At 39.4% G+C, this 20,782-nt stretch carries 19 protein-coding genes and 1 pseudogene; 8 read left to right on the plus strand and 12 right to left on the minus strand.

From position 1 onward, the window contains the following. Positions 1 to 9 precede the first annotated feature (9 nt). Both CH361_RS03515 and CH361_RS03520 read left to right on the plus strand, forming a co-directional pair. Positions 10 to 1,848, plus strand: coding sequence for a DUF1553 domain-containing protein (locus tag CH361_RS03515; protein ID WP_100789473.1), 1,839 nt, complete (start codon positions 10 to 12; stop codon positions 1,846 to 1,848). Positions 1,849 to 1,857: 9 nt separating this feature from the next. Continuing rightward, positions 1,858 to 3,144, plus strand: coding sequence for a DUF1501 domain-containing protein (locus CH361_RS03520; RefSeq protein ID WP_100789474.1), 1,287 nt, complete (start codon positions 1,858 to 1,860; stop codon positions 3,142 to 3,144). Here CH361_RS03520 and CH361_RS03525 read toward each other — a convergent pair. Continuing rightward, a complete protein-coding gene (locus CH361_RS03525; protein ID WP_244279542.1) occupies positions 3,141 to 3,671 on the minus strand; it encodes a hypothetical protein in 531 nt (176 codons plus the stop codon). The two genes, CH361_RS03520 and CH361_RS03525, sit on opposite strands and share 4 nt — an antisense overlap. Position 3,672: 1 nt before the next feature. After that, positions 3,673 to 4,971, minus strand: a complete 1,299-nt coding sequence (locus tag CH361_RS03530; RefSeq protein ID WP_100789475.1) for a porin — start codon at positions 4,969 to 4,971, stop codon at positions 3,673 to 3,675. A gap of 147 nt (positions 4,972 to 5,118) precedes the next feature. Here CH361_RS03530 and gmd point away from each other — a divergent pair, with 147 nt between their 5' ends. Next, positions 5,119 to 6,135, plus strand: coding sequence for a GDP-mannose 4,6-dehydratase (gene gmd / locus CH361_RS03535; RefSeq protein ID WP_100789476.1), 1,017 nt, complete (start codon positions 5,119 to 5,121; stop codon positions 6,133 to 6,135). Positions 6,136 to 6,165: 30 nt separating this feature from the next. On the opposite strand, the pseudogene CH361_RS03540 reads toward gmd, so the two are convergent. The 7 genes and pseudogenes from CH361_RS03540 to CH361_RS03570 form a co-directional block, all read right to left on the minus strand. After that, positions 6,166 to 6,429: pseudogene (locus CH361_RS03540) on the minus strand (adenylate/guanylate cyclase domain-containing protein); the annotation flags it as partial. Between the two features lie 157 nt (positions 6,430 to 6,586). Then, positions 6,587 to 6,892 carry an STAS domain-containing protein gene (locus CH361_RS03545; RefSeq protein ID WP_004785107.1) on the minus strand — a complete coding sequence of 102 codons (306 nt, stop codon included), beginning with the start codon at positions 6,890 to 6,892 and terminating at the stop codon, positions 6,587 to 6,589. 47 nt (positions 6,893 to 6,939) lie between these two features. Next, entirely contained in the window at positions 6,940 to 8,151 is a 1,212-nt protein-coding gene (locus CH361_RS03550; RefSeq protein WP_100789477.1) for a Crp/Fnr family transcriptional regulator, read from the minus strand. Between the two features lie 78 nt (positions 8,152 to 8,229). Then, on the minus strand, positions 8,230 to 8,760 hold the full coding sequence (locus tag CH361_RS03555) for a tetratricopeptide repeat protein (protein WP_165782223.1): 531 nt from the start codon (positions 8,758 to 8,760) through the stop codon (positions 8,230 to 8,232). A 5-nt stretch (positions 8,761 to 8,765) separates the two neighbouring features. Further along, positions 8,766 to 9,854: a vWA domain-containing protein gene (locus tag CH361_RS03560; protein WP_100789478.1), complete on the minus strand. Its 1,089-nt coding sequence runs from the start codon at positions 9,852 to 9,854 to the stop codon at positions 8,766 to 8,768. A gap of 32 nt (positions 9,855 to 9,886) precedes the next feature. Continuing rightward, on the minus strand, positions 9,887 to 10,507 hold the full coding sequence (locus CH361_RS03565; protein ID WP_100789479.1) for an NUDIX hydrolase: 621 nt from the start codon (positions 10,505 to 10,507) through the stop codon (positions 9,887 to 9,889). Further along, positions 10,507 to 11,727: a ribonuclease D gene (locus tag CH361_RS03570; protein WP_100789480.1), complete on the minus strand. Its 1,221-nt coding sequence runs from the start codon at positions 11,725 to 11,727 to the stop codon at positions 10,507 to 10,509. Before CH361_RS03570 ends, CH361_RS03565 begins: the two co-directional genes overlap by 1 nt. Before the next feature lie 41 nt (positions 11,728 to 11,768). Between CH361_RS03570 and purF the strand changes: the two genes are divergently transcribed. The 5 genes from purF (at position 11,769) to CH361_RS03595 (ending at position 17,352) form a co-directional block, all read left to right on the plus strand. Continuing rightward, positions 11,769 to 13,196: an amidophosphoribosyltransferase gene (gene purF / locus CH361_RS03575; RefSeq protein WP_100789481.1), complete on the plus strand. Its 1,428-nt coding sequence runs from the start codon at positions 11,769 to 11,771 to the stop codon at positions 13,194 to 13,196. After that, positions 13,196 to 13,570 (plus strand): 6-carboxytetrahydropterin synthase QueD, encoded by a 375-nt coding sequence (queD, locus tag CH361_RS03580; RefSeq protein WP_100789482.1) that lies wholly within the window; start codon positions 13,196 to 13,198, stop codon positions 13,568 to 13,570. The genes purF and queD overlap by 1 nt, the downstream gene beginning before the upstream one ends. Beyond that, on the plus strand, positions 13,571 to 14,311 hold the full coding sequence (queC, locus tag CH361_RS03585; RefSeq protein WP_100789483.1) for a 7-cyano-7-deazaguanine synthase QueC: 741 nt from the start codon (positions 13,571 to 13,573) through the stop codon (positions 14,309 to 14,311). Between the two features lie 140 nt (positions 14,312 to 14,451). After that, on the plus strand, positions 14,452 to 15,756 hold the full coding sequence (locus tag CH361_RS03590; RefSeq protein WP_244279544.1) for an SBBP repeat-containing protein: 1,305 nt from the start codon (positions 14,452 to 14,454) through the stop codon (positions 15,754 to 15,756). A gap of 192 nt (positions 15,757 to 15,948) precedes the next feature. Next, positions 15,949 to 17,352 (plus strand): SBBP repeat-containing protein, encoded by a 1,404-nt coding sequence (locus CH361_RS03595; RefSeq protein ID WP_100789485.1) that lies wholly within the window; start codon positions 15,949 to 15,951, stop codon positions 17,350 to 17,352. 80 nt (positions 17,353 to 17,432) lie between these two features. On the opposite strand, the gene CH361_RS03600 is transcribed toward CH361_RS03595, so the two are convergent. The 3 genes from CH361_RS03600 to CH361_RS03610 all read right to left on the minus strand — a co-directional run bounded on the left by CH361_RS03600 (position 17,433) and on the right by CH361_RS03610 (position 20,365). After that, positions 17,433 to 18,080: an NAD(P)-dependent oxidoreductase gene (locus tag CH361_RS03600; protein WP_100789486.1), complete on the minus strand. Its 648-nt coding sequence runs from the start codon at positions 18,078 to 18,080 to the stop codon at positions 17,433 to 17,435. Positions 18,081 to 18,147: 67 nt separating this feature from the next. Next, a complete protein-coding gene (locus CH361_RS03605; protein WP_100789487.1) occupies positions 18,148 to 18,597 on the minus strand; it encodes an Rrf2 family transcriptional regulator in 450 nt (149 codons plus the stop codon). Between the two features lie 55 nt (positions 18,598 to 18,652). Continuing rightward, positions 18,653 to 20,365 carry a hypothetical protein gene (locus CH361_RS03610; protein ID WP_100789488.1) on the minus strand — a complete coding sequence of 571 codons (1,713 nt, stop codon included), beginning with the start codon at positions 20,363 to 20,365 and terminating at the stop codon, positions 18,653 to 18,655. Positions 20,366 to 20,782: the final 417 nt, after the last annotated feature.

The following is a 20,782-nucleotide window of genomic DNA, read 5'->3' on the forward strand; positions in this document are numbered from 1 at the left end:
CTTAGGGATATGAGATTGGTACTAAATCTAGTTCGTGATTTTCGTTATTTGTTTCTTTCGATTGTCTTTCTGATTTTTGCGGTTGGTTATGTTTTCTCTCGTCCAAAACAGAATGTAGTTCATCCGTTAGATTCTTTGTATTTGAAATTATCACCTAATACAGCAAAGACGGATAGAAGGATTTCTTTTCGAAGACTTTCTCTTCATTTGCGGGGTGTGATTCCTAGTGTGACTGAATGGAAAGAATTGGATACTCTTCCACAAGACCAAAGTTTAGAATCGTTTGCAGTCAGTTTTTTAAAACAACCAGAATTTGCAGAATACTGGGGAACGAAGGTCACATCCATGTTACGCGACAAATCCAAAGGACGTAAAATTCCAACTGGTGCCTTCTTTCAATACGTTGCTGGTTCTCTTCATAAAAACAAACCTTATGACCAATTTGTGAAAGAAATGTTAATCTCTACTGGGACAGTGAAGGAATCTCCCGCTACTTTATTTTACATTCGGGATGGGGCCGATCCTTTACAAACAGCCGAATATGTGGGAAGACTTTTTTATGCAAAACGCGTAGCATGTGCTAGGTGCCATGACCATCCGTATATATCTGATTTTACGAGAAGGGATTATTATGCCCTTGCTGCCTTTTTTAGCCAACAATTCTTTCGAGATGGGACTTGGGAGGCTGATCGATATGGAAAGTCATTTAGTTATGTTCCGAGAGAATTAGAAATCCATCTTCCTATGGAAGATCAAAAAATCATCCAAGATAAAAATAACGAATGGAATCGCGACAATTGGAACAAATGGACGGATGAACAAAGAAAGGACTACCAAAAGAAACATGAAGTTGAGTATGCCACTCTTTACTACCAACCTAAACTTGGACTTCGTTTTCCTCATACTGATGATGCACCAGGAGGTGACTTGGTTCGTCCTAAATTTTTAGATGGGAAAGAAGCTAAACTAAAACCAGGAGAAGACAGAAGAAAAGCCTTTGCTGATTGGTTGACAAATAAATCCAATGACCGGTTTCGCAAAGTCATCATCAATCGTGTTTGGACAGAACTCATGGGTTGGAGTTTTTTCACTCCACTCGATGATTGGAATGAAGACACTGTGGTGACAGGGGAAGAGATCTTAAATCATTTGGATTCTTATTTTTTGGCAAACAATCTCAAACTAAAAGAACTCATTTTGTACATTGTGACATCGAATGCATATCATCGTTCCCTCACTAGTAATGGCTCCGACCAAGATCCCATTCGTTATTTTTCTCCCAAACGATTGGACAGTGACCAACTTCTCAATTCTCTCATTCGAATTTCTGATTCGCAAAAGATCAGCAATATCCGAGAAAGAAATTTATCTTGGTTTACGGGGCTTATGGATCAAAAGCCCTATGACCTGACAGGGACTGGTACCATTCGATATCCTGAGGATAATTTGAAGGAATTTTCGAATGCAGTCGAAGTCGAAAGACCGGCACCATACCACAGCATTCTATCAGTATTTGGTTCTGGCCCAAGAGTGGACATTTCTGATGATGTGGATGAACTTACCATAGAACAAATGTTAACACTAATGAATGGACGTGTAGTAGGGAAACTTGTTTGGGATTTTGGTAACAAGGATTCTTTAGTAAAACAAGAGTTTGACCAACTGAAATCAATGGATTTAACGATTGGTAATCTCTACTACCGACTGCTCGGACGTTCTCCTTCTATAGGTGAAAAGGAAAAAATCAAATCTCTGAAAACCAAAGCAGATACGGTATTTGACAAAGACCTTCTACAAGATATTTTCTGGGCTCTTATCAATAGCCAAGAATTCCAACATACCAATTAAGGAATCATCATGGATCGCAAAGAATTTTTAAAAAAATCAATTTTCAGTTTAGGACTTAGTCCATTTTTATTTTCCTCAAATCCTTTTAGTAAATTACATGCGGAAGAAGAAGAGGAGTCCATCACTCTTCCTTCTAAAGTAAAATCAGTTATCTTTATCGAAATGATGGGTGGGATGAGTCATGTGGATACTTTGGATCCCAAACCCAATAGTGCTTTTGGAAAGATAAATTCTAGTATTTCTGGGCTTTCGGTTTTGGAACCTTTTTCTCTCACCGCCAAACAATTGCATTCGATTGGTATCGTTCGATCTACTTGGAGTGAAGAAGGGGATCATGGATTTGCCCAAATGTTACTGGGAACGGGATACCGAATGACAGAGGCAATGGGATTTCCAGACATACCCCATTTTGGAGCGGTCATTGCGTATGCAAAAAAATCTAAAGTAAAGTCATCGTACTTCCCAAGTTATGTGACAATTGGTGGTAGAGGTAGTAAAATCGGAAACTCTGGGTTTTTAGGAATTGATTATTCGGGGTATCATGTAGGGAATGTGGATGAACCCATCCAACATTTAAATCCTTCTTATGGAAAGTTTACAGAAGATCGTATCCTACGAAGAAAAGATTTAGTTTCTTTTATGAACGAAGAGTTTGCAAAAACTTATCCCACAAAAGAATCCAAACATTGGAAAAATATGCTCATAGCAGCAGAAGAATTTCGAAATTCCAAAAACATCGATAGCTTCCGAATCAGTTTGGAAGATGAAAAAACAAGGGCTCGGTATGGAACCACTTGGCAAGGGAAAGCGATGTTACTTGCAAAACGACTCGCCGCCGAGGAAGTTCCTTTCATTCATATCTCTATCGGTGGTTGGGACACTCATACTGGAAACAAAGCACAGATTACCAAAATTATGAAAGAAACTGATATGGGGATTGCCGCTTTATTAGAAGATTTAAACAACACTGGTTTCATTAAACAAACGTTATTTGTATTAACCAGCGAATTTGGCAGAACACCTGATGTGGGAGCCAGAGATGGTCGTGACCACCATCCTAAAGTTTGGTCTACCTTACTTGGCGGTGGACCCTTTGCGAAAGGATATGTTTTGGGAGAAACAGATGAAACAGGATCTAAACCAGTAAAACCGAATGAAGCTCTTCATGTTCGTGATTTGGTTGCCACGATTTACAAAGCAGCAGGTGTTGATCCAGATGCCTCACTTACAAATTCCTTTGGTCGTCCCTTTTTATTAACGACTAAGAAAGCCAAAGTGTATGAAGATTTATTCTAGTTCTTTTCTGCTTTATCGATACAAACATAAGCATTGGTAAGGATTGTATCGAGGGAAGTGGTTCTATCACCTGGGTTTAAATAGGTTTCGGTAAAAATAGCACCACTTCCATAACTTTGACAGTTGGCGACAGCAGATTCATTTGAATCATTCGGTTTAGCATATACCACTGTAGTTACTTTGGTTGTATCTCCATTGGGTTGGTAACGACAGACACCGACTAAGTTTTGAACAGAACATTTGACCGAAGACTTAGTATATCCTGGAGAACAAGAGATTTCTTCTTTTGCAACAGCATATTGTTCGATACAAGATGGTGAGTAGTTGGAAGTACCAGAACAGGAACCTAAAAACTGGAATGTTCCACTAAACCCAGTTTTTCCTGCATTTAAACTAGCTAGGTACATCGTTTGAAGACACTTATTTTGTGTTTCCTTAATTTTATCATCTCGTTGGGTTTTACAGGAACTAAGAAAAATACCAACTAATAAAAGTATTGTGGCAATATTTTTTATATTTGATTTCATCTTAATAGAATACCTGTATTTGTGTTCGAACTACATGGTCTCCCTCTGCAGCTGTGGGAGTGCCTGTATAATAAAAGTAGTCTGTTTGCCATTTTAAATTATGTTCTGCAAAGTAGTAGGAGAGTGCTCCTCCTACTTCTCGGGAATATTTCAAATTAGGATCGGTTTCTCCCAAGGGTCGGAATTCTCCAAAGCGAAAACTAAGTTCATAATTATTGGGAAACAAATACCCTAATTGGACAAAATGACCTTGCCCACTTCTTGAATACTCTCTTGATAGTGCAGTACCCACTGTCTTTTCCACATAAGCAGTGTTTGCTCTTCTCCACAACCATTCATATTGAAAAGAAAAACCCATCCATTTAAAATAAACATCCCCAGCGGCATGACTATAATTGAATTTTGCAAAAGTATATTCTGTTCCGTGAGTGCTTAATGCGCGATCAGAGTTTTTGTTATAAGCTCCTGAAACACCCAAAGATAGTTTTGGTTCTTTGTAACGTGCAAAGTCACCTTCAGAGAGCCAATCGTTATCAGACCCTGATTTTGACATTCCTCCAAAAGGAGAGAATATAAATCTTGCAACAGTCAACACTCCAGGAGTTTGTCTTTCGACTCTGTTCCTTCCCTGTCCCCCAAAAACACCAACATAATAAGCAAACATTCGTTTGTTGCCAAATAAATCTTCTGAAAAAAGATAGGTTCCCACATCCCTGTCTAAATTAAACTCGGCAGTGACAGAAGAGCGATCGACAGTTTGTAGAGCACTAGAAGAATTCCACCGTTGTCTACTAAAAGGAACTTTCATTTGCCCAAAGGCAACTTTCACGTCGCGATATTGGTTATAGATTATATTTGCATCTCGTAAAGTGTTCCTTCTTTGGCTTTCCATATCTCGTTCTGCAAATCCCATTTGCAAATTCACAAGCCAAGTATCGTTGAAGAGACCAGCTTTGAGTTGTAACCTTGTGCGACGGACGAGGAAATTGGTGGTGTCCTCCGATGGGTCCAACTGAAAACTTTGGTTTCCTTGGATTTGGGATCGGAATCTAAGTTGGATATTGTGTTTTCCATCTGTCGAGGTGGCACGAATTCCTTTCCCAAGTCCTGTTTCCCAATTGGACTTATTTTCTGGAGTCACCGTGGTTTGTTGGGCAGGTGCCGATTGTGGACTTGTCGGATTGGAATTGGATTCTACTTTTGGTTCTGGTTTTTCTTCAGCTCTCAGTACGAGAGGGAGCAGATAAATACTCCAAAGGAGGAGGACTGCTTGGAATGAATGAGGAATTTCTCGCAACATATCTGTAAAATTTGTAATAATTGTCACAGTCAGAATAAAGAAGGAAAAGGCAAAAGGAAATCCTTGCCTCTTTTTGAGAATATTTACCTTTTCTGGCTCATTTTTCCTTTTCTTACGAAAGAAATTTAAAAAACTGATCTCTGATCTATGAAAAAAGCGCTAATCACCGGAATCACGGGCCAAGACGGTTCCTACCTGGCAGAACTCCTCCTCAAAAAAGGGTACGAGGTCCATGGAATTGTTCGCAGAACGAGTCTTTTCAATCGCAATCGCATTGAACATCTGCATGGGGACTCTAGTCTCCACCTTCATTATGGAGATATGACTGATTCCTCTAACTTAAACCGTATTTTAGAAAAAATCCAACCTGTTGAAATCTATAACCTAGCTGCTCAGTCACATGTACAAGTTTCCTTCGAGGTTCCTGAATACACTGCGGAAGTAGATGCAGTGGGAACGTTACGAATTTTAGATGCGATCAAACAAACAGGGATCAACACTCGTTTTTACCAAGCCTCTACATCGGAACTTTACGGCCTTGTCCAAGAAGTTCCACAAACAGAAAAAACTCCGTTTTATCCACGTTCCCCTTATGCAGTGGCTAAACTTTATGCATATTGGGCTGTGGTGAATTATAGAGAAGCGTACAATTTGCACGCATCAAATGGAATTTTATTCAATCATGAATCTCCAAGACGTGGTGAAACCTTTGTGACTAGAAAAATCACTCTGGGTGTGTCTGCTGTCAAAGCGGGGAAACTTCCTTTTATTACGATGGGAAACATTGATTCTAAACGTGACTGGGGTTATGCACCGGACTATGTAGAAATGATGTGGATGATGTTGCAACAAGACAAAGCAGATGACTATGTGGTAGCAACCAATGAAACACATACAGTTCGTGAGTTTATTGAAGAATCATATAAAATTGCGGGATTTGAAGTCGTTTGGGAAGGCAAAGAAGATAAGGAAGTTGGTAAGGACAAAAAAACTGGCCAAGTTCTGGTTAAAATTGATCCAAAATACTACAGACCAACAGAAGTAGAACTTCTCATTGGAAATCCAGAAAAAGCTAAACGTCAGTTAGGTTGGGAACCAAAAGTGAAGTTTAAAGAGTTGGTGAAAATTATGATGGAAGCCGACTTAAAAGACCAAGGTTTTTAATCACCAACTTACTAACAAAATCTTTTATAGTTAAGTTTTACCAAGAGATTTGTATCGATTCACAAACTCATGGTTTGGAATTTGAGGATGTCCTTCCCTTTGTAATTCGGGAAGGAGTCCTTCTACAAAATACATTTTAATATTTCCTTTGTGTTTTGCGGGAACCTCACCTCTGTATTCACATTGAAAAAAATCTTTGATCAGTTCATAGGTGGATGACGAGATATTGATTTTTCCTGTCATTCCAGAAGATTCACACCGACCGGCAGTGTTCACCGTATCGCTCCAAACATCATTCAGTCCTTTTGTAAGATGGACAAGTTGTAACCGGTTTATGATTCAAGTGTAGTTTTGTGGGAACCAATAAGAAACCCAATCCGAATTACCCCTCCAACGGAAGTGGATTTTCAGATTGGGCTCAAGTGATAAAAGAAAGAAAATTTAGTTTGTTTTACAGGCCGAAAAACTGATCCAACATCAACTTCTTCAATGTTTCCTTTAGTTTTTCTTGGATATTGACAATCTTCACTGTCATTTTCTTTTCATCAGCTTTGTTTTTGAAAGAAAGCAAACGGGAGATTCCGAGAGAACTAACAATCACCACTTTTTCTAAATCCAGAAAGATTTCCTGAACGTTCTTTTCTAAAATTTCTGCCAGAATCTCTCGAAGTTCTGGAGCATTTCCATCCAGAATCTGATCCATAAAACGAACACGGATCGTGTTCCCCTTTTCTTCCACTAGTATCTTATCACTCATATTTCGTTGGCCTCTAACGTAAGTCAGGAGGGAAAGTTGGCAAGAAGTTATTTCAGCTTCTTGAGCTTATTCTCCATGTTAGCCTTTTTATGATAGAATTGGACGAGTTTTTCTAGTTCTGCCATGTCGGTACAAACAATTTTTCCAAGATCCATACGAATAAATTTATTGTTCTTCATGATATCAGAGACAATGAGTTCATCTTTTGGATCTGTAAGACCCACCATTTTGAGGAGGTCCTTGGTTCCAATTTCAAAATTGTAAGCTTGTTTGGGAGTTACTTTGATTCGGTTTTTTTCTGCCAAGGTCATTAGTGTATCTACTATGCGGCCTTGTGGATCTTTTAAAAGTAAGTTCGCTAATTGTTTATAGGCAATCCAAATCCTCTCAGAAAGGAGAGTGATGAGTCGTGTTGCTAGTTGCGGTTGGGCCTTTACCATCCCTTCGAAGTTGGCTTTGTTGATGGCAAGAAGTTCCACATCACCTGCAGCGACTGCAGAAGCGGAACGAGGTTTATTGTCTAGGATGGCCATCTCTCCAAAAATATCTCCGGCTTGGAGAACCGCGAGCATGACCTCGTTTTGGTTTACGATTTTGGAAATTTTAACTTTTCCACTTTGTAAGATGAACAATTCCTTACCTGGTTCATGTTCACAAAAGATCATCTCACTATCTTTATAGTTACGATTGAATTTATTGTAATCGATAGGAGGTGCTTGGAATGGTTGGTTGATGGTCTGCAAACGCAGTTTTGCCTGCGGTACAAACTGTCCATTCGGAAGGTGTTTTAAATAACTTTGGTAAGCAAAGGTAGCATGAGATGTATTTTGCTGTTGGAAGTAATATTCACCAATTTTAAAGAGTTCGTTTGGATCTTCTTCGACGGCATTACGAAAAGAAAGTCGAGTGATGGTGGTATCAAATTGGCGTAACTTCATAGAGAAGAAACGAATGATATTCATCGCAACAGCAGTAGACTTTTGGATTAAGGTTCCAAATTGGTCGTAACTGACGGAAATTAAAGAAACATTGGTAAGAGAAGTGGCAGATTCAATTTGAGGGTGTTGGCTCATAGCAGCAACCACACCAAAAAAGTCACCAGGTCCTAAAACTTGGTTTGGATCTTCTCCCACAACAGCAGTCTCACGAGTGACACGTACTTTACCCTCACGGATGATATAGAAATTGTTCGCATCCTTTTTCCCCTCTACAATGATGTAGGAGTTCGCTGGGAAAGTAACCATTTGAAAAAACGACATTCTTAAATCTCTGAACCCTTTTTGCTCAACGTGCCTAGTTTATTATCGGAGATCCCTAGGGCAATATTTTCGTAAAAATTACTTATTTTTACTCTCTCCTAAAATTTCCATCTGAGTCAGTTCTAATTCCGCTTCTTGTGCAATTTTACTAGAATACGTATTTTTGATAATGTCCTGAAAAATCTGATAGGCTTTGTCTTCCCGGCCCATACGTACGTAAGCTTTCCCAGAAATTAAGTAGGATTCGAGTCCTTCTTCTGTATTGGGATATTCTTTATAAATTTTGAGTTCATTTTCAGCAAGGGCTAAAATATCTCCCGTCATTCGGTAGTTCGAACTTAAGGTTTTTCTCACTTCTCGTGTTTTGGGATGGCCTGGATACAGGATCAAAAAGCTTTTACAGGATTCCACCGATTGCCAATGGTTTCGGTCTTCCAAAAATTCTTTGGCCTTTTTGTGGAGAACGTCTCCTTGTTTGGTTCGTTCGTCTGCAAAAATTTGGCTGATGGAACGTTCTGCAAAGAGAGGGACGAGTCCCATGGAGATCAAGATCCCAAAGGCAAAAAGGCCCAAATTCCAAAATTTCCAGATGAAAGAATTCTGTCTCATTACTATCAGTTTCGGTCAGAACCCTGATTCTCGTGAATGGGTTTTTCTTCCGAAAGAGCAAGAATTTTCGGAACTCCCGTCAGGTCCCAGAGTTCCGCAGAGGCTTTCATTCTTTTCCCTCCAGCCAAAGGGAAGATAAACCGTCCCTTTCCTTCGGGACCCAACTTGAATTCTATTTGGTGTTTTACCAGATCTCCCATCCTTCTTTCACGGAGAGGAGGGATTGGAAAACTACGTAACTTTTCCTCTACAGGATAAAGATACAATTGGATCATATAGGAGGAACTAGTTTTGGCAGTGTATTCGTAATTCAGAATGTAACCTGATTCTGATCCATCTTCATAGGGAAGAATGTTTACAATTTTGATGAGGTTTTGTGTGGGAAGAGGGGGTTTTACTTCCGAATTTGCGGAGATACTGGGTTCTGATTCCGTTGTAAAAAAGATTCGTTTGAAGGAAGAATCATAATCTTCCGGACGTTTTAAAGAATAATATTGTCCATCCCCAAGTAAGGAAAGGCGTTTGAGATCTTCTTCGCCTTTGGGATCAATGTCGATTCCAAGAACCTGCATCCGGAATTTTTTTCCCGATTGTTTCAGTTGGTAAAGGACGGCTTTCGGATCTCCATCACAACTCTCCACACCGTCAGAGATAAAAATGATTTCTGTTTCTTGAATTTCATTCAAAAGAAATTCACCAACCACAGTTAAGGTTTGTGCAATGGGTGTGGATCCGGCAGGAACAATATTGGAAATCTTTTGGCTCACGATGGAGGCAGCACCTCGTTGGATGGGATGGTATAACCTTGCCGAGTTACAACCGGCGATTCGGTTTCCGTAAGCAACAAGACCGACACTGACATCCTTTGGTAGTCCACCAAGTACTTGTAATAGTTTTTCTTTGGCAACGGCCATCCGAGTTTTACCATCCCATTTTTCTGACATGGAACCACTGGCATCAAGAATAAACACATATCTTTTGTTAGGTTGTGCTTGTGTGGAAAGCGGAAAGTAGGAAGGTAAAAATAAAATACAACTTACGATGACATATAATTTTGCGAATCGTAGTCCCAGATTTTTATTTTTTTCCCGCACCTGTACAACATCGGCGAAATCTGAATTTGACCTTAGAGGGATTTGGGATCTAAAAAAGGTGGTTTGAGAAGGTTTGGTTTTACGAGGAGAGGAATCCTGTCAAAAGAAGAATGTTCTTTTAAAAATCGCAAAACCATTTCGCAAGTGGCTCCCCAAAGTAGGCCGTCTGGCAAATCAAAATAATAAGCAAAATGATCTCTGCCCGGGATTGGGATGGAATAGAATGGACTCGTCCAAAGATCGGAAAAAGGGACAAGGAGGATCCGATCGACTTCATCGTGATTGGGATGAAAGGAAAAGTCACCTTCGTAAGTGGCTAAAAACGGGGTGATATGAAAACCAGTCCTTGTATGTAGACCTTCGAGTTTTCCCAGAACATTCAGTGTGGAACGTTTGACTCCCATCTCTTCTTCCCATTCCCGTAGAGCCGTAAAAAGTAAATTGGGATCTTCTTCTTCTTTCACTCCACCAGGAAAGGAAATTTGGCCCGGATGGGATTTTAGATGTTTGGAACGTTCGGTGAGGATGATCCCTTCGGCTACTTCTTTGGATCCAAATAGAGGAAAGATGACACCGGACTTAATTTCAGTTGTGTCCGGAATTTCGTCGAAGTCCCGTGAAAGTTTTTCGACAAAAGACCGGTAAGGTAACATCAACCCTCGTCTTTCGCGTTTTGGTTTTGTTTTTTCCTTCGTTTGGCAACAAATGCTTCTTTGGATCGTATGGCCACCAAACGGTTGATCATCGAGTCAAAAGGAAGTCCTTGGATGGCGGCAAGTAAACTGGGACCATAGTTTTGTACCTTCCAATCGGAAAATACATGTAAGGCTTTTAGTTCTTCTAAAGTTTTTGGTGCCGCTCGCAATATAACAATCAGTTGTTTGTTGGAAGGAAGAAGGGAATGCTCCATTCGTCTAGCGCGCATAATACGAAGGCGCCATTTTTTAGCGTTTTCGAATTTATGATTTTCGTCTTCGTTTAAATCTTCCCCGTGACGTTTTGAAAGTTCAGAAGTATCAATCGGATCATTGTATTCCGCAGTCAAAAGTTTGAAAATTTCAGTTCCGTCTTTTTTACCAAACCATTCCACACATTTTTCTTCGTTCGGATGACCTTTGACTGCTTGTGACAATCTATCGTTATTAAAAACGCGAAAACTTGCTTTGTTGATTCGTTTTGCTTTTTCGTCACGGTAACGAAGTAGTTCTAAAATCTTTCTTCTTTCGAGTGGAGTGAAATTGAGAATGTCAGGAAATTTTCCAAGAGAGAATCCTTCTCCTTCTTTGGCTACATACTCTTCGGATGCAATGAATTCAAACTCAGATTTTGCTTCATCAAATAGTGTTCTGCGTTTGAGTTCTTCTTCCATCTTTAACCAAATGGATTCTAAATAAGCAGTATCTAATGCAGCATACTTCAGTTGTTGTTTTTGGAGAGGACGAATTTCCCAGTTAGACTTCTGTTCTACTTTAGAAAGCGTAACTTTATGGTAATGTTCTACAACATGTGATAAAGAACTTTGTTCTAATGACAACAAACGAGAACTGATCATCGTATCTGCCGTGTTCACAAATTTGAACCCAAAATCTCTTTTTAAGGCTTTGATGTCATCTTGTGCAGAGTGGAAGATTTTGAGAATGTTCTCATCTGCAAACAAAGGACCCAAAGCTGACAAATTTGTGATTTTTAAGGGGTCAATCAGGTAATTTTTGCCATTGGAATTGATCTGAATGAGGCAAACTTTGGGATAGTACGTGTAATAACCGGAGGACTCGGTGTCGATCGACATGATTTTGGACTGTCTGAGATTGATCAGAGCTAAATCCAAAGCTTTTGCTGTATCAACGAGAATATAGTTGGAATTGATTTGCATCTAATTGGGATTTTGGAAATACTGCAATTGTCATTCTAACAATGATTCTCCAATCTGACAAACCAAAAGAAGAATGTGCCATTTTCGGCATCTACAATAGCAAGGAAGCTGCTAATTTTACCTACCTAGGTTTGTACTCGATGCAACACCGAGGTCAGGAGTCCAGTGGGATCGTCACTACCGATGGATCTCACTTATACCGGTATGCCAATATGGGTCTTGTGGCAAATATCTTCACCCAACCGAAGATCAAAGAGCTCATAGGGGATGCGGCCATTGGTCACAACCGGTATTCCACAACGGGAGCCAGTTTTCTTCGGAATGCTCAGCCCATCCGCGTGGAATCTCACTTAGGTCCTGTGGCTCTAGCCCATAACGGAAACCTGGTGAACTCTTGGGATATCAGAAATCGCCTCGAAAGAGACGGATCTATTTTCCAAACCACCATCGATTCGGAAGTCATTGTCCACCTGATGGCCAAAAGCCATAAAACGGATTTGCTTGAGGCACTTTGTGAGTCTCTCGCCCAAGTTCGTGGTGCCTACTCTTTGTTAGTTTTAACTCCTAGATATCTCATTGCCGTTCGGGATCCTAATGGTTTCCGACCACTGGTGATGGGAAAACGTTCGGACGGGGCCATTGTGTTCGCTTCCGAAACTTGCGCTTTTGACATTACGGAAACAGAATACGTTCGTGATGTGGAACCAGGAGAGATGATTGTCATCGATCATACGGGAATGCGTTCCCTTTATCCGTTCCCAAAAGCAAAACCAAGTCTTTGTATTTTTGAATACATCTACTTTGCAAGACCCGATTCCTATATTTTTGAAGAATCGGTTTACAAAGTAAGAAAGTCTCTCGGTCGCCAACTAGCACGTGTGATGCCGGTAGAAGCCGATGTTATCATTCCTGTTCCTGATTCAGCAAATATTGCTGCTCTTGGATACAGTGAAGAGTCGGGGATTCCTTACCAAAGTGGACTTGTGCGTTCTCATTATATTGGTAGAACCTTCATTGAACCGGACCAAAAGATTCGGGACTTTGGAGCCAAAATCAAATACAATGTTGTGAAAGAAGTAGTGAATGGAAAACGCGTAGTGATCATTGATGACTCGGTGATGCGTGGAACCACAAGCCGTAAAATCATCAAAATGATTCGTAATGCTGGTGCCAAAGAAATCCATTTTAGAGTTTCGGCGCCACCAACGGTTTCTCCTTGTTATTATGGAATTGATATTCCGACACATAAGGAACTCATTGCTTCGACTCATAGCATTGAAGAAATCCAAAAGTATCTTCGTGTGGATTCCTTAGCTTATTTAACATTGGATACAATGCACAAAGCAGTGGAAGGACATAAAGGTGGTGGATTTTGTGATGCTTGTTTCACATCCAACTACCCTGTGGAATTCCAAGACCATGCGGGAAATCAAAAGTCACTGTTTACGGAATATGCAACGGAAGAGTAATGGAAGAGCTTGAACTTTCCAAAACCTTTGGTTTTGAAGCCGCCCATTTTTTACCTAATGTTCCGGAAGGACATAAATGTAAAAGAATGCATGGACATAGTTTTCGTTTTGCCGTTTATCTCAAGGGCGAAATTGATCCTCATACGGGTTGGATTATGGACTTTGGGGAACTAAAATCCATCGTAAAACCAATCTTAGACGAACATTTGGATCACTTTGTTTTAAATGATGTTCCGGGGCTTGAAAATCCAACGAGCGAAAACATCGCTGTTTGGCTTTGGAACCAATTGAAACCGAAACTTCCTTTACTTGATAAAATCACTCTGCACGAAACTTGTACCAGTTCTTGTGTGTACAGAGGCCCGAAAAAGTAAATGGTATCCGTTATGGATTCCTCCCCGAAGTCTAATTCGAAGGGAGCCGTGGTACTTCTGTCAGGTGGTCTTGATTCCACTACTTGTTTGTACATTGCTGCTAGGGATTATGGTTATCCCAAAAATAAAAAGTTACCACTACTTGCCCTCTCATTTGATTATTCCCAAAAACATAAAATAGAACTGATCAAAAGTAAAAAAATTGCAAAACTTCTCGGAATCAAACATGTGACTCAAAAATTAGATCCTGGTTTTTTTCTGGGAAGTTCTCTTACCGAAAAAAAAATCAAAGTGAGAAAGAATGCTAAGTTTTTGCTCAGTGGTAAAGAAGAGGAAATTCCGAATACTTACGTTCCAGGAAGGAATATTTTATTTTTATCTTTTGCTTTGTCGTTAGCGGAAGGGCATGGGTACGACTCTATCTATATTGGAGTCAATGCACTGGACTATTCCGGATACCCGGATTGCCGGCCAGAGTTTATCGAATCATTCCAAAAAATGGCAAACCTTGGAACCAAAAAAGGTGTGAGTGGAAAGGGTGATTCCATCCAAATCAAAACTCCACTTCTGCATTTGGGCAAAAAAGAAATTATTGAACTAGGAATACAAGTAGACGCACCACTTCACCTAACTCATTCTTGTTACGATCCTATCAAAGGAAAACCATGCGGAAAATGCGATTCTTGTATCTTAAGAGCCAAAGGATTTTTAGAAGCAGGACTTTTAGATCCGGCCACCTAGACTCGATAAATTTTAGAAATTTTTCTTTTAGAATTTGGCTATCCGCGTTTTGCCTTAGTCTTCCCTTCCTCTTTCAATGCACGCAAAGTAATCTCAATAATCCTTCAGACTCCCATTCTAAAGCTTATTTTGAAACTGCTTTGTGGAATTGTTTAATCCAATCTGTTCCCTGTTATGAAATTACCCAACAAAATAAAGGAAACAAACAATGGACGAGGTTGTTAGGTGGGACTACCGCAGTCACAACTACTTCTTTAGCATCGGCGACGGATTTTGAAGGGAATACTTACATTGCTGGTAAAGTGGATGGATCTCTTGCTGGCCAAACAAAAGTATCTGGCGGTACCAATACAGATATTTTTCTCGCTAAATACGATTCTACCGGTGTTCGCCTATGGGTTCGGCAAATGGGATCTACCAGTAGTTACCCTTCCGATATACAATCGATCCACGTAGATTCCTTTGGCGATATCATTCTAACCGGAGCTACCTTTGGTTTTTTTGATGGATTTACAACCGCACAGTTTGGCTCGACTTTGATTAAATTTTCTAAAGACGGAGATAGACTTTGGACAAGGATATTTTATGCAAATAGTAGTTTAGACATAGCTGGAATTGGAGTCACCACCGACTTGCAGGGGAATATTTATATCACTGGGCATACGGAACTAACAAACATTAATGGAGAAATTGTTTCTGGTGATTACAATGTATTTGTTTTCAAATATGATCGTGATGGTACGCCGATATGGACACGATTGTTGGGTGGACCTTCGGGGACTTTAGTTTATGGATTACGGGCGACATATGATTCGTCTTCCAATCAAATCTACATTGTTGGGCATGCTTTAGGACCGGGTAATTTTGTTGGTCTGACCCTTGGTATCAACCAAGAAAGTTTTATTTTAGCCTTTCATCCCGATGGTTATTATACCTGGGCAAAAAATTTGGGTCAAACGGGAACCAGTGTTTGGATTCGAGGGGTTTCCGCAGATAAAAGGGGAAATTTTTATATTTCAGGTGATGTGACTGCTAGTTTCGGTGGAGAAAATTTTTCAGGGACTTCGGGTGAATTACTGGTAAAATTTGACAAAAGTGGAAATCGGGAATGGGTTCGCCTTCGAGGTGCTGGTGTCGGAACAACCACTACTTCTCGCGGAGTTTACGCAGACAATGCAGGTAATGTATATACAATGGGATGGACAACAGGTAATCTATCTGGTTTGAGTTTGAGCGGAACGCAAGATATGTATTTATCTAAGTATCATTTTAATGGAAATCTGGAATGGACTAGGTTGTCTGGCAGCACCTTGGTAACGTTAGATGGCACTGCCTTGTCGTCAGATCGTTATGGAGTCCTTTACCTGACTGGTGGAACCACCGGAAATCTAGATGCACAAACAAAAACAGGCATCAAAGATGCTTTTGTCATTAAATACAAATAAACCTTATAAATGAATTCTCTTAAATTAGATAAATCCCTATATTTCGATTCTATACACAGCTTTCAATCACATGTATACTCATCTTTTCAAAACCAAGGATCTTGAATTAAGAATGACAGATCTTGATAGATGATGTTTTTCTGTGTATAGAATCAAAATTTGAATCCTAAGATAATAGGATTCTGTAAACGAATGCGATCTGTTATCATTTTACTTCTTTTTTTTTTCTGGCAATGTAAAGCCTTACCATTTAATAACCCTTCCGATTTTCGTTCGAAAGACTTTTGGGAAATGCAAATCCTTCGTTGTTTTTTAGAAGATAAGGAATGCATTGAAATCCCACAAGACAACCAAGGTATTAAAGAATGGACAAGATTACTCGGACAAACCGGTGGTACCCAAACCTATTCACAATCAACCATCACCGAAAGAAATGGTTATATTTACTCCGTAGGTACTACCGGTGCTTCTTTGTTAGGGCAAACTAAAATATCCTCTTCTACTGATCTCTTTATAGCAAAATATGATCGTGCGGGAAATGTGGTTTGGCTCAAGCAGATGGGAAGTCTGGGAGCAGCAACAACCTATGCGGAACTTGTCCATATAGATGTTTTTGGTGATCTCTATATTATAGGTTCCTCAGGAGGTCCTTTCAACGAACTTCCAGCTATCGGTGCGGGAAGTTTACTCATCAAGCTCAACCCTTCTGGAGCTGTCTTATGGACGAGAATCTTTCCGACTGGAAGTGAAACCTTAGGATCTGGCATTACCACTGATCCAGAAGGAAACGTCTATATCACCGGAAATACCGAAGAACAAGTGATTAACGGTGAAACGGCTACTGGTGGAAGAAATACATTCTTATTCAAGTACAATCGTAATGGGGACTATGTTTGGACGAGACTAGTCGATAATGGTGGTCCAAGTTCAAATGGATTACAAGTTCAGTATGATTCTTATTCTAGGCAGATTCTTCTTGTTGGGCAAATTTATGGAGCGGGAACTTTTTTCGGAAATGGATTACCGGGTGGCCTTACTGATTCCTATCTAATTGCTTTTAATACCAGTGGTGCCAGTCAATGGGTTCGTCTACTCGGAGTGCCCGGTGGAGCAGCCTCTACAAACATCAGCGCACTGTCTGTTGATAAAAAAGGATCGGTTTATGTCACGGGAGAAACCAACGGTAATTTAGATGGTCAAACTAAAGAAGGAACTACTGTGCAAGTTCTTGTTAAATATAGTATAACGGGCGATAAACTTTGGACTCGTCTTTTGGGTGGGGGAGGAACTTCGATGACAAGTGGCAGTCAAGTTTTCGCAGACAACGCGTTTCATATTTACACGACTGGGTACACAACAGGAAATCTCAATGGTGTCTCTCGGATCGGTGTTCAAGATACTTACTTATCTAAATATGATGGAGATGGAAATTTAATTTGGACTCGTAATTCAGGTAGTAGTGGTTCCACACTATACGGTAGAGGGATATCTGCCGATCGATATGGAACTTTATATTTTTCTGGTTTCACCGATGGAAATATTGATAACCAAATTAAACAAGGAACTACCGATGCTTTCCTCATGAAGTATAAGTAAGGGATCTGACAAATTAAATTTGAAATGCATTCGCAAAAACCTTATGCTCAATATCAGGAATGCATTTCAAATCAATCGATTTAATAACCTACAGTAAATCTACCTTTGATATGTTTGTTATCTTCTAGTTCATCCACAAAAGCTTTTACCAAATCAGCGAGTGAGATATGGCTTTGTCCATTTGTATCCACAAGAAGCGATTCTTTCGATACACGGTAGTTTCCCGTTTTTGCGCCTTCTGGTTCGATGATGGCAGAAGGAGAAAGAAAGGTCCAATCCAAATCTTTTTCAGATCGAAGGTGGTTTAGTATCTGTCTAGCACCATCAGCTCCTTCAAAGTATTCTTTTGGAAAATGAGGTGTGTCAATGAGTTGAACGCCGGGTTCTACTTCCAAAGATCCAGCCCCACCCATAACAATCACTCGTTTCACTCCGGCCTTTTTTGTTGCATTGAGAATGGATAAAGATCCATTGATCATGTTTTCTCGAATTTTTGGATCGGTCCAACCTGGATTGTAAGAATCTAAAACAGCATCTGAACCTGCTATGATTTTAGACAAACCATCTGTATCAAAGATATCACCTTGCACTTTTTTTAAGTTTGGATGTTCTAATTTTAGTTTGTTAGGGTCACGTAAAACTGCTGTTACTTGATGTCCTCTATTCAAACTGTCTTCTAAGGTTTTACTTCCAATAAAACCTGTGGCTCCGATTAATGTAATTTTCATTTTTTTATCTCCTATTAATTGTTTTGTTGTAACTTACATGATTACATCTTGGGTAAATTTTAAAAGTTTATGCATTTTTTTTCTTCAATTGCCTTTTGTCTGATTCCATCCGATGTCGAATTTCTGAACTTACATCCGTTAGGTTGTATTCAGATAATTTGTTTTCCATCGACTTTTGTGCTTCTTCTAAAATTCCAGAAAGGGAGGCCTGGATGTTTTTCCCGATAGGGCATTGGGGATTGGGGTATTCGTGTAAAAGAAACAAAGCATTTTCATTTTCGATCGCTCTGTAAACACTGAGTAAATTGATTTCTTTTGCTGGCTTAGATAAAGAGGATCCTTTTACCCCTTGGCGTACGTTGATGATCCCAGCCTTTTTTAACTTTCCAATGAGTAGCCGTATGATGGCTGGATTGGTTCCAACAGAACCTGCAATTTCTTCTGAAGATGCCTCTCCATCCATTTCTAAAATGGTCAGAATGTGAATCGCAACAGAATACCGACTGGGAATGGCCATGGCTACTTGTAACCATTAATATTACAAGTAGGTTTTCTGGCAACCAGTAATCATTTTATTTTCGCCACTTGGCGGGGCTCGAAAAGTTTTTGGTTCTTCCTGGTTTGATATGAAACTTAGATCCTGTATTGAACTTTGGTGCATTGAAACGGGCATTATTAAACTTAAACCGTCCTGGTTTGATATCCATTTTCCCTCTAGGGATGTAGGCCCTTTCTTTTAAGAGGGAAAATAGTCCGCCGAGGTCAATTTCTGCACCGGCCCCCCCTCCACCACCACCGCCTCCGGCAAGTTCTTCTCCTTCCTCTTCTTCGTCGTCATCATCCTCATCCTCATCGTCATTGTCGTTTGTATTTCTTTTCTTTCCGTCGTTTGTCGCGACATCTAAATCGAGTGGTTTTGGTTCTATGTATTTGGATTGGAACTGAACTTGGGGGTAAAAATCTAAAATACTCGTTTCTGCTAACTTTGGTAATACGTCCAAACCTGTTTCATTTGGCAAACTTCTCGATAGAATATAAATCTGGCTTTGAGATTTAAAACAAGAGAACACAAAGTATTCTTTTTTGAACTCGTCTTTTCCTGGTTCCGGTTTTGCAATTTCCAAAGTAAAGGTATAAGTTCCATCCCGATACTCGGGTGTGTAAATTTCATGGATGATTCCGGACCTAGGATAGGTTTTTTTGATTTTATCAATGAGATTGGTTGTGATAAAAGTTCTTAGAGTTTTTTCAATCCCATCGGTGATGATGTCTGAATGTATTTTTTCATTCACATTGATGGCTTGGATTTTAAAAAGTCCATGGATGGGATCAAAGAAACTTACATTTTTTTTCCCGTCACGAATTACCGCATAACGTTTATCCACAGGGATTTGTGTTTTGAATAAGTCGGAATCTGATGTATAAGATCCTCCCAAAACATCACCATACACTGGATTCAATCGTTTGATCGGCAAAGGTTGGCTATTTTTGTTTTCCAGTGCTGCTAAAAATTGATCTTTTGTATGATCAACAAATCGGTAATCCTTGTTGTAATTTTCGACTTCATTGAAAAAATTAAATGTTGGTAGAAGAAGCCAGGAAAGAAGCCTTCTATATCCAAATTTATATGTAGTGATTGTTGGTTTTATTTCGAGGGACTTTCTTTTAAATACAGCGAAATAATGGTTTTCATAATTCACAGTCGGAATGATTCCGAGAGATACTAAAAACAAAACAAGGTTATGATGGTCTTTTTCTCTTTTTGTATAATATAAGTTATAATATGTGTCACAGTTTTCTATTTGATGAAATAAAAGTGAAAGATCATCGGTATATAAAAAAGTATCTGCATCTATAATTTCCGCATACTTAAGTAAGGTTTTTTTATCTTGGGGGTCTGCATTCATGTTTTGAATTTCTTTAAATCTTTCGAAGGATTTATTTGTCCGGAAGGATTCTAATTCTTTGATGTAGGGCCAAGATTTGGGAATGTTATGGATTTGTTTGATATGCCTTACATTCGTATTTTTAAGTTTTAAATTGGTTCGGATATTTTCTATAAACTGAGAATCGATAAAGGATACATTTCCTTGTCCAGATTCATTTATGGAACCTGATTCTTGAAACTTCATTATGGAAAAAAAACAAGAGGTTCCGGGTTCGTTTAGAAGATTCGGTCCTTGAGAAATGGGAAGTTCCGTATCAGAACCAGGCGAAACACGAGTGTGATACCAACTCACTTGGCAATTGCAGAGAAAAACAATGAGAAATAAATAAAATCGCATAACCAGAACCAATAAAAATTTGTATTAGTTCTGGATAATTTGTCAAAACAAAAAGCTAACAAATCCTTGGTGTTTAGGGAGTAATCATTTCCAGAAAAAAAGCGATATTCGTAAACGTTCATTAGTTTTTTGATGATTGGTTTCTATTTGATGTAAATTTGTGACAAATTCATCAAACTAATGTTATAGGAAGTTTCAGATCTCCACGCCCTAAGGTAGAGGACTGCAATGAATGATCCAAATCAGCCAAGGCCAACATTTGTTGGTTCAAAAAGAAAAGTTACCGATTGCGGATCTTTTCTGATTGTAACCCCCTCAATTTCTTTAAGAATTTTAGCGAAATTGGCCCTTAAGGAACCTGTCTGTATTGAGATAGGGCCTCAGTTTGGGTAAATTTCCTGAAAATATTGTTTCCAA

This window comes from Leptospira brenneri (assembly GCF_002812125.1).
Lineage (GTDB): Bacteria > Spirochaetota > Leptospiria > Leptospirales > Leptospiraceae > Leptospira_A > Leptospira_A brenneri.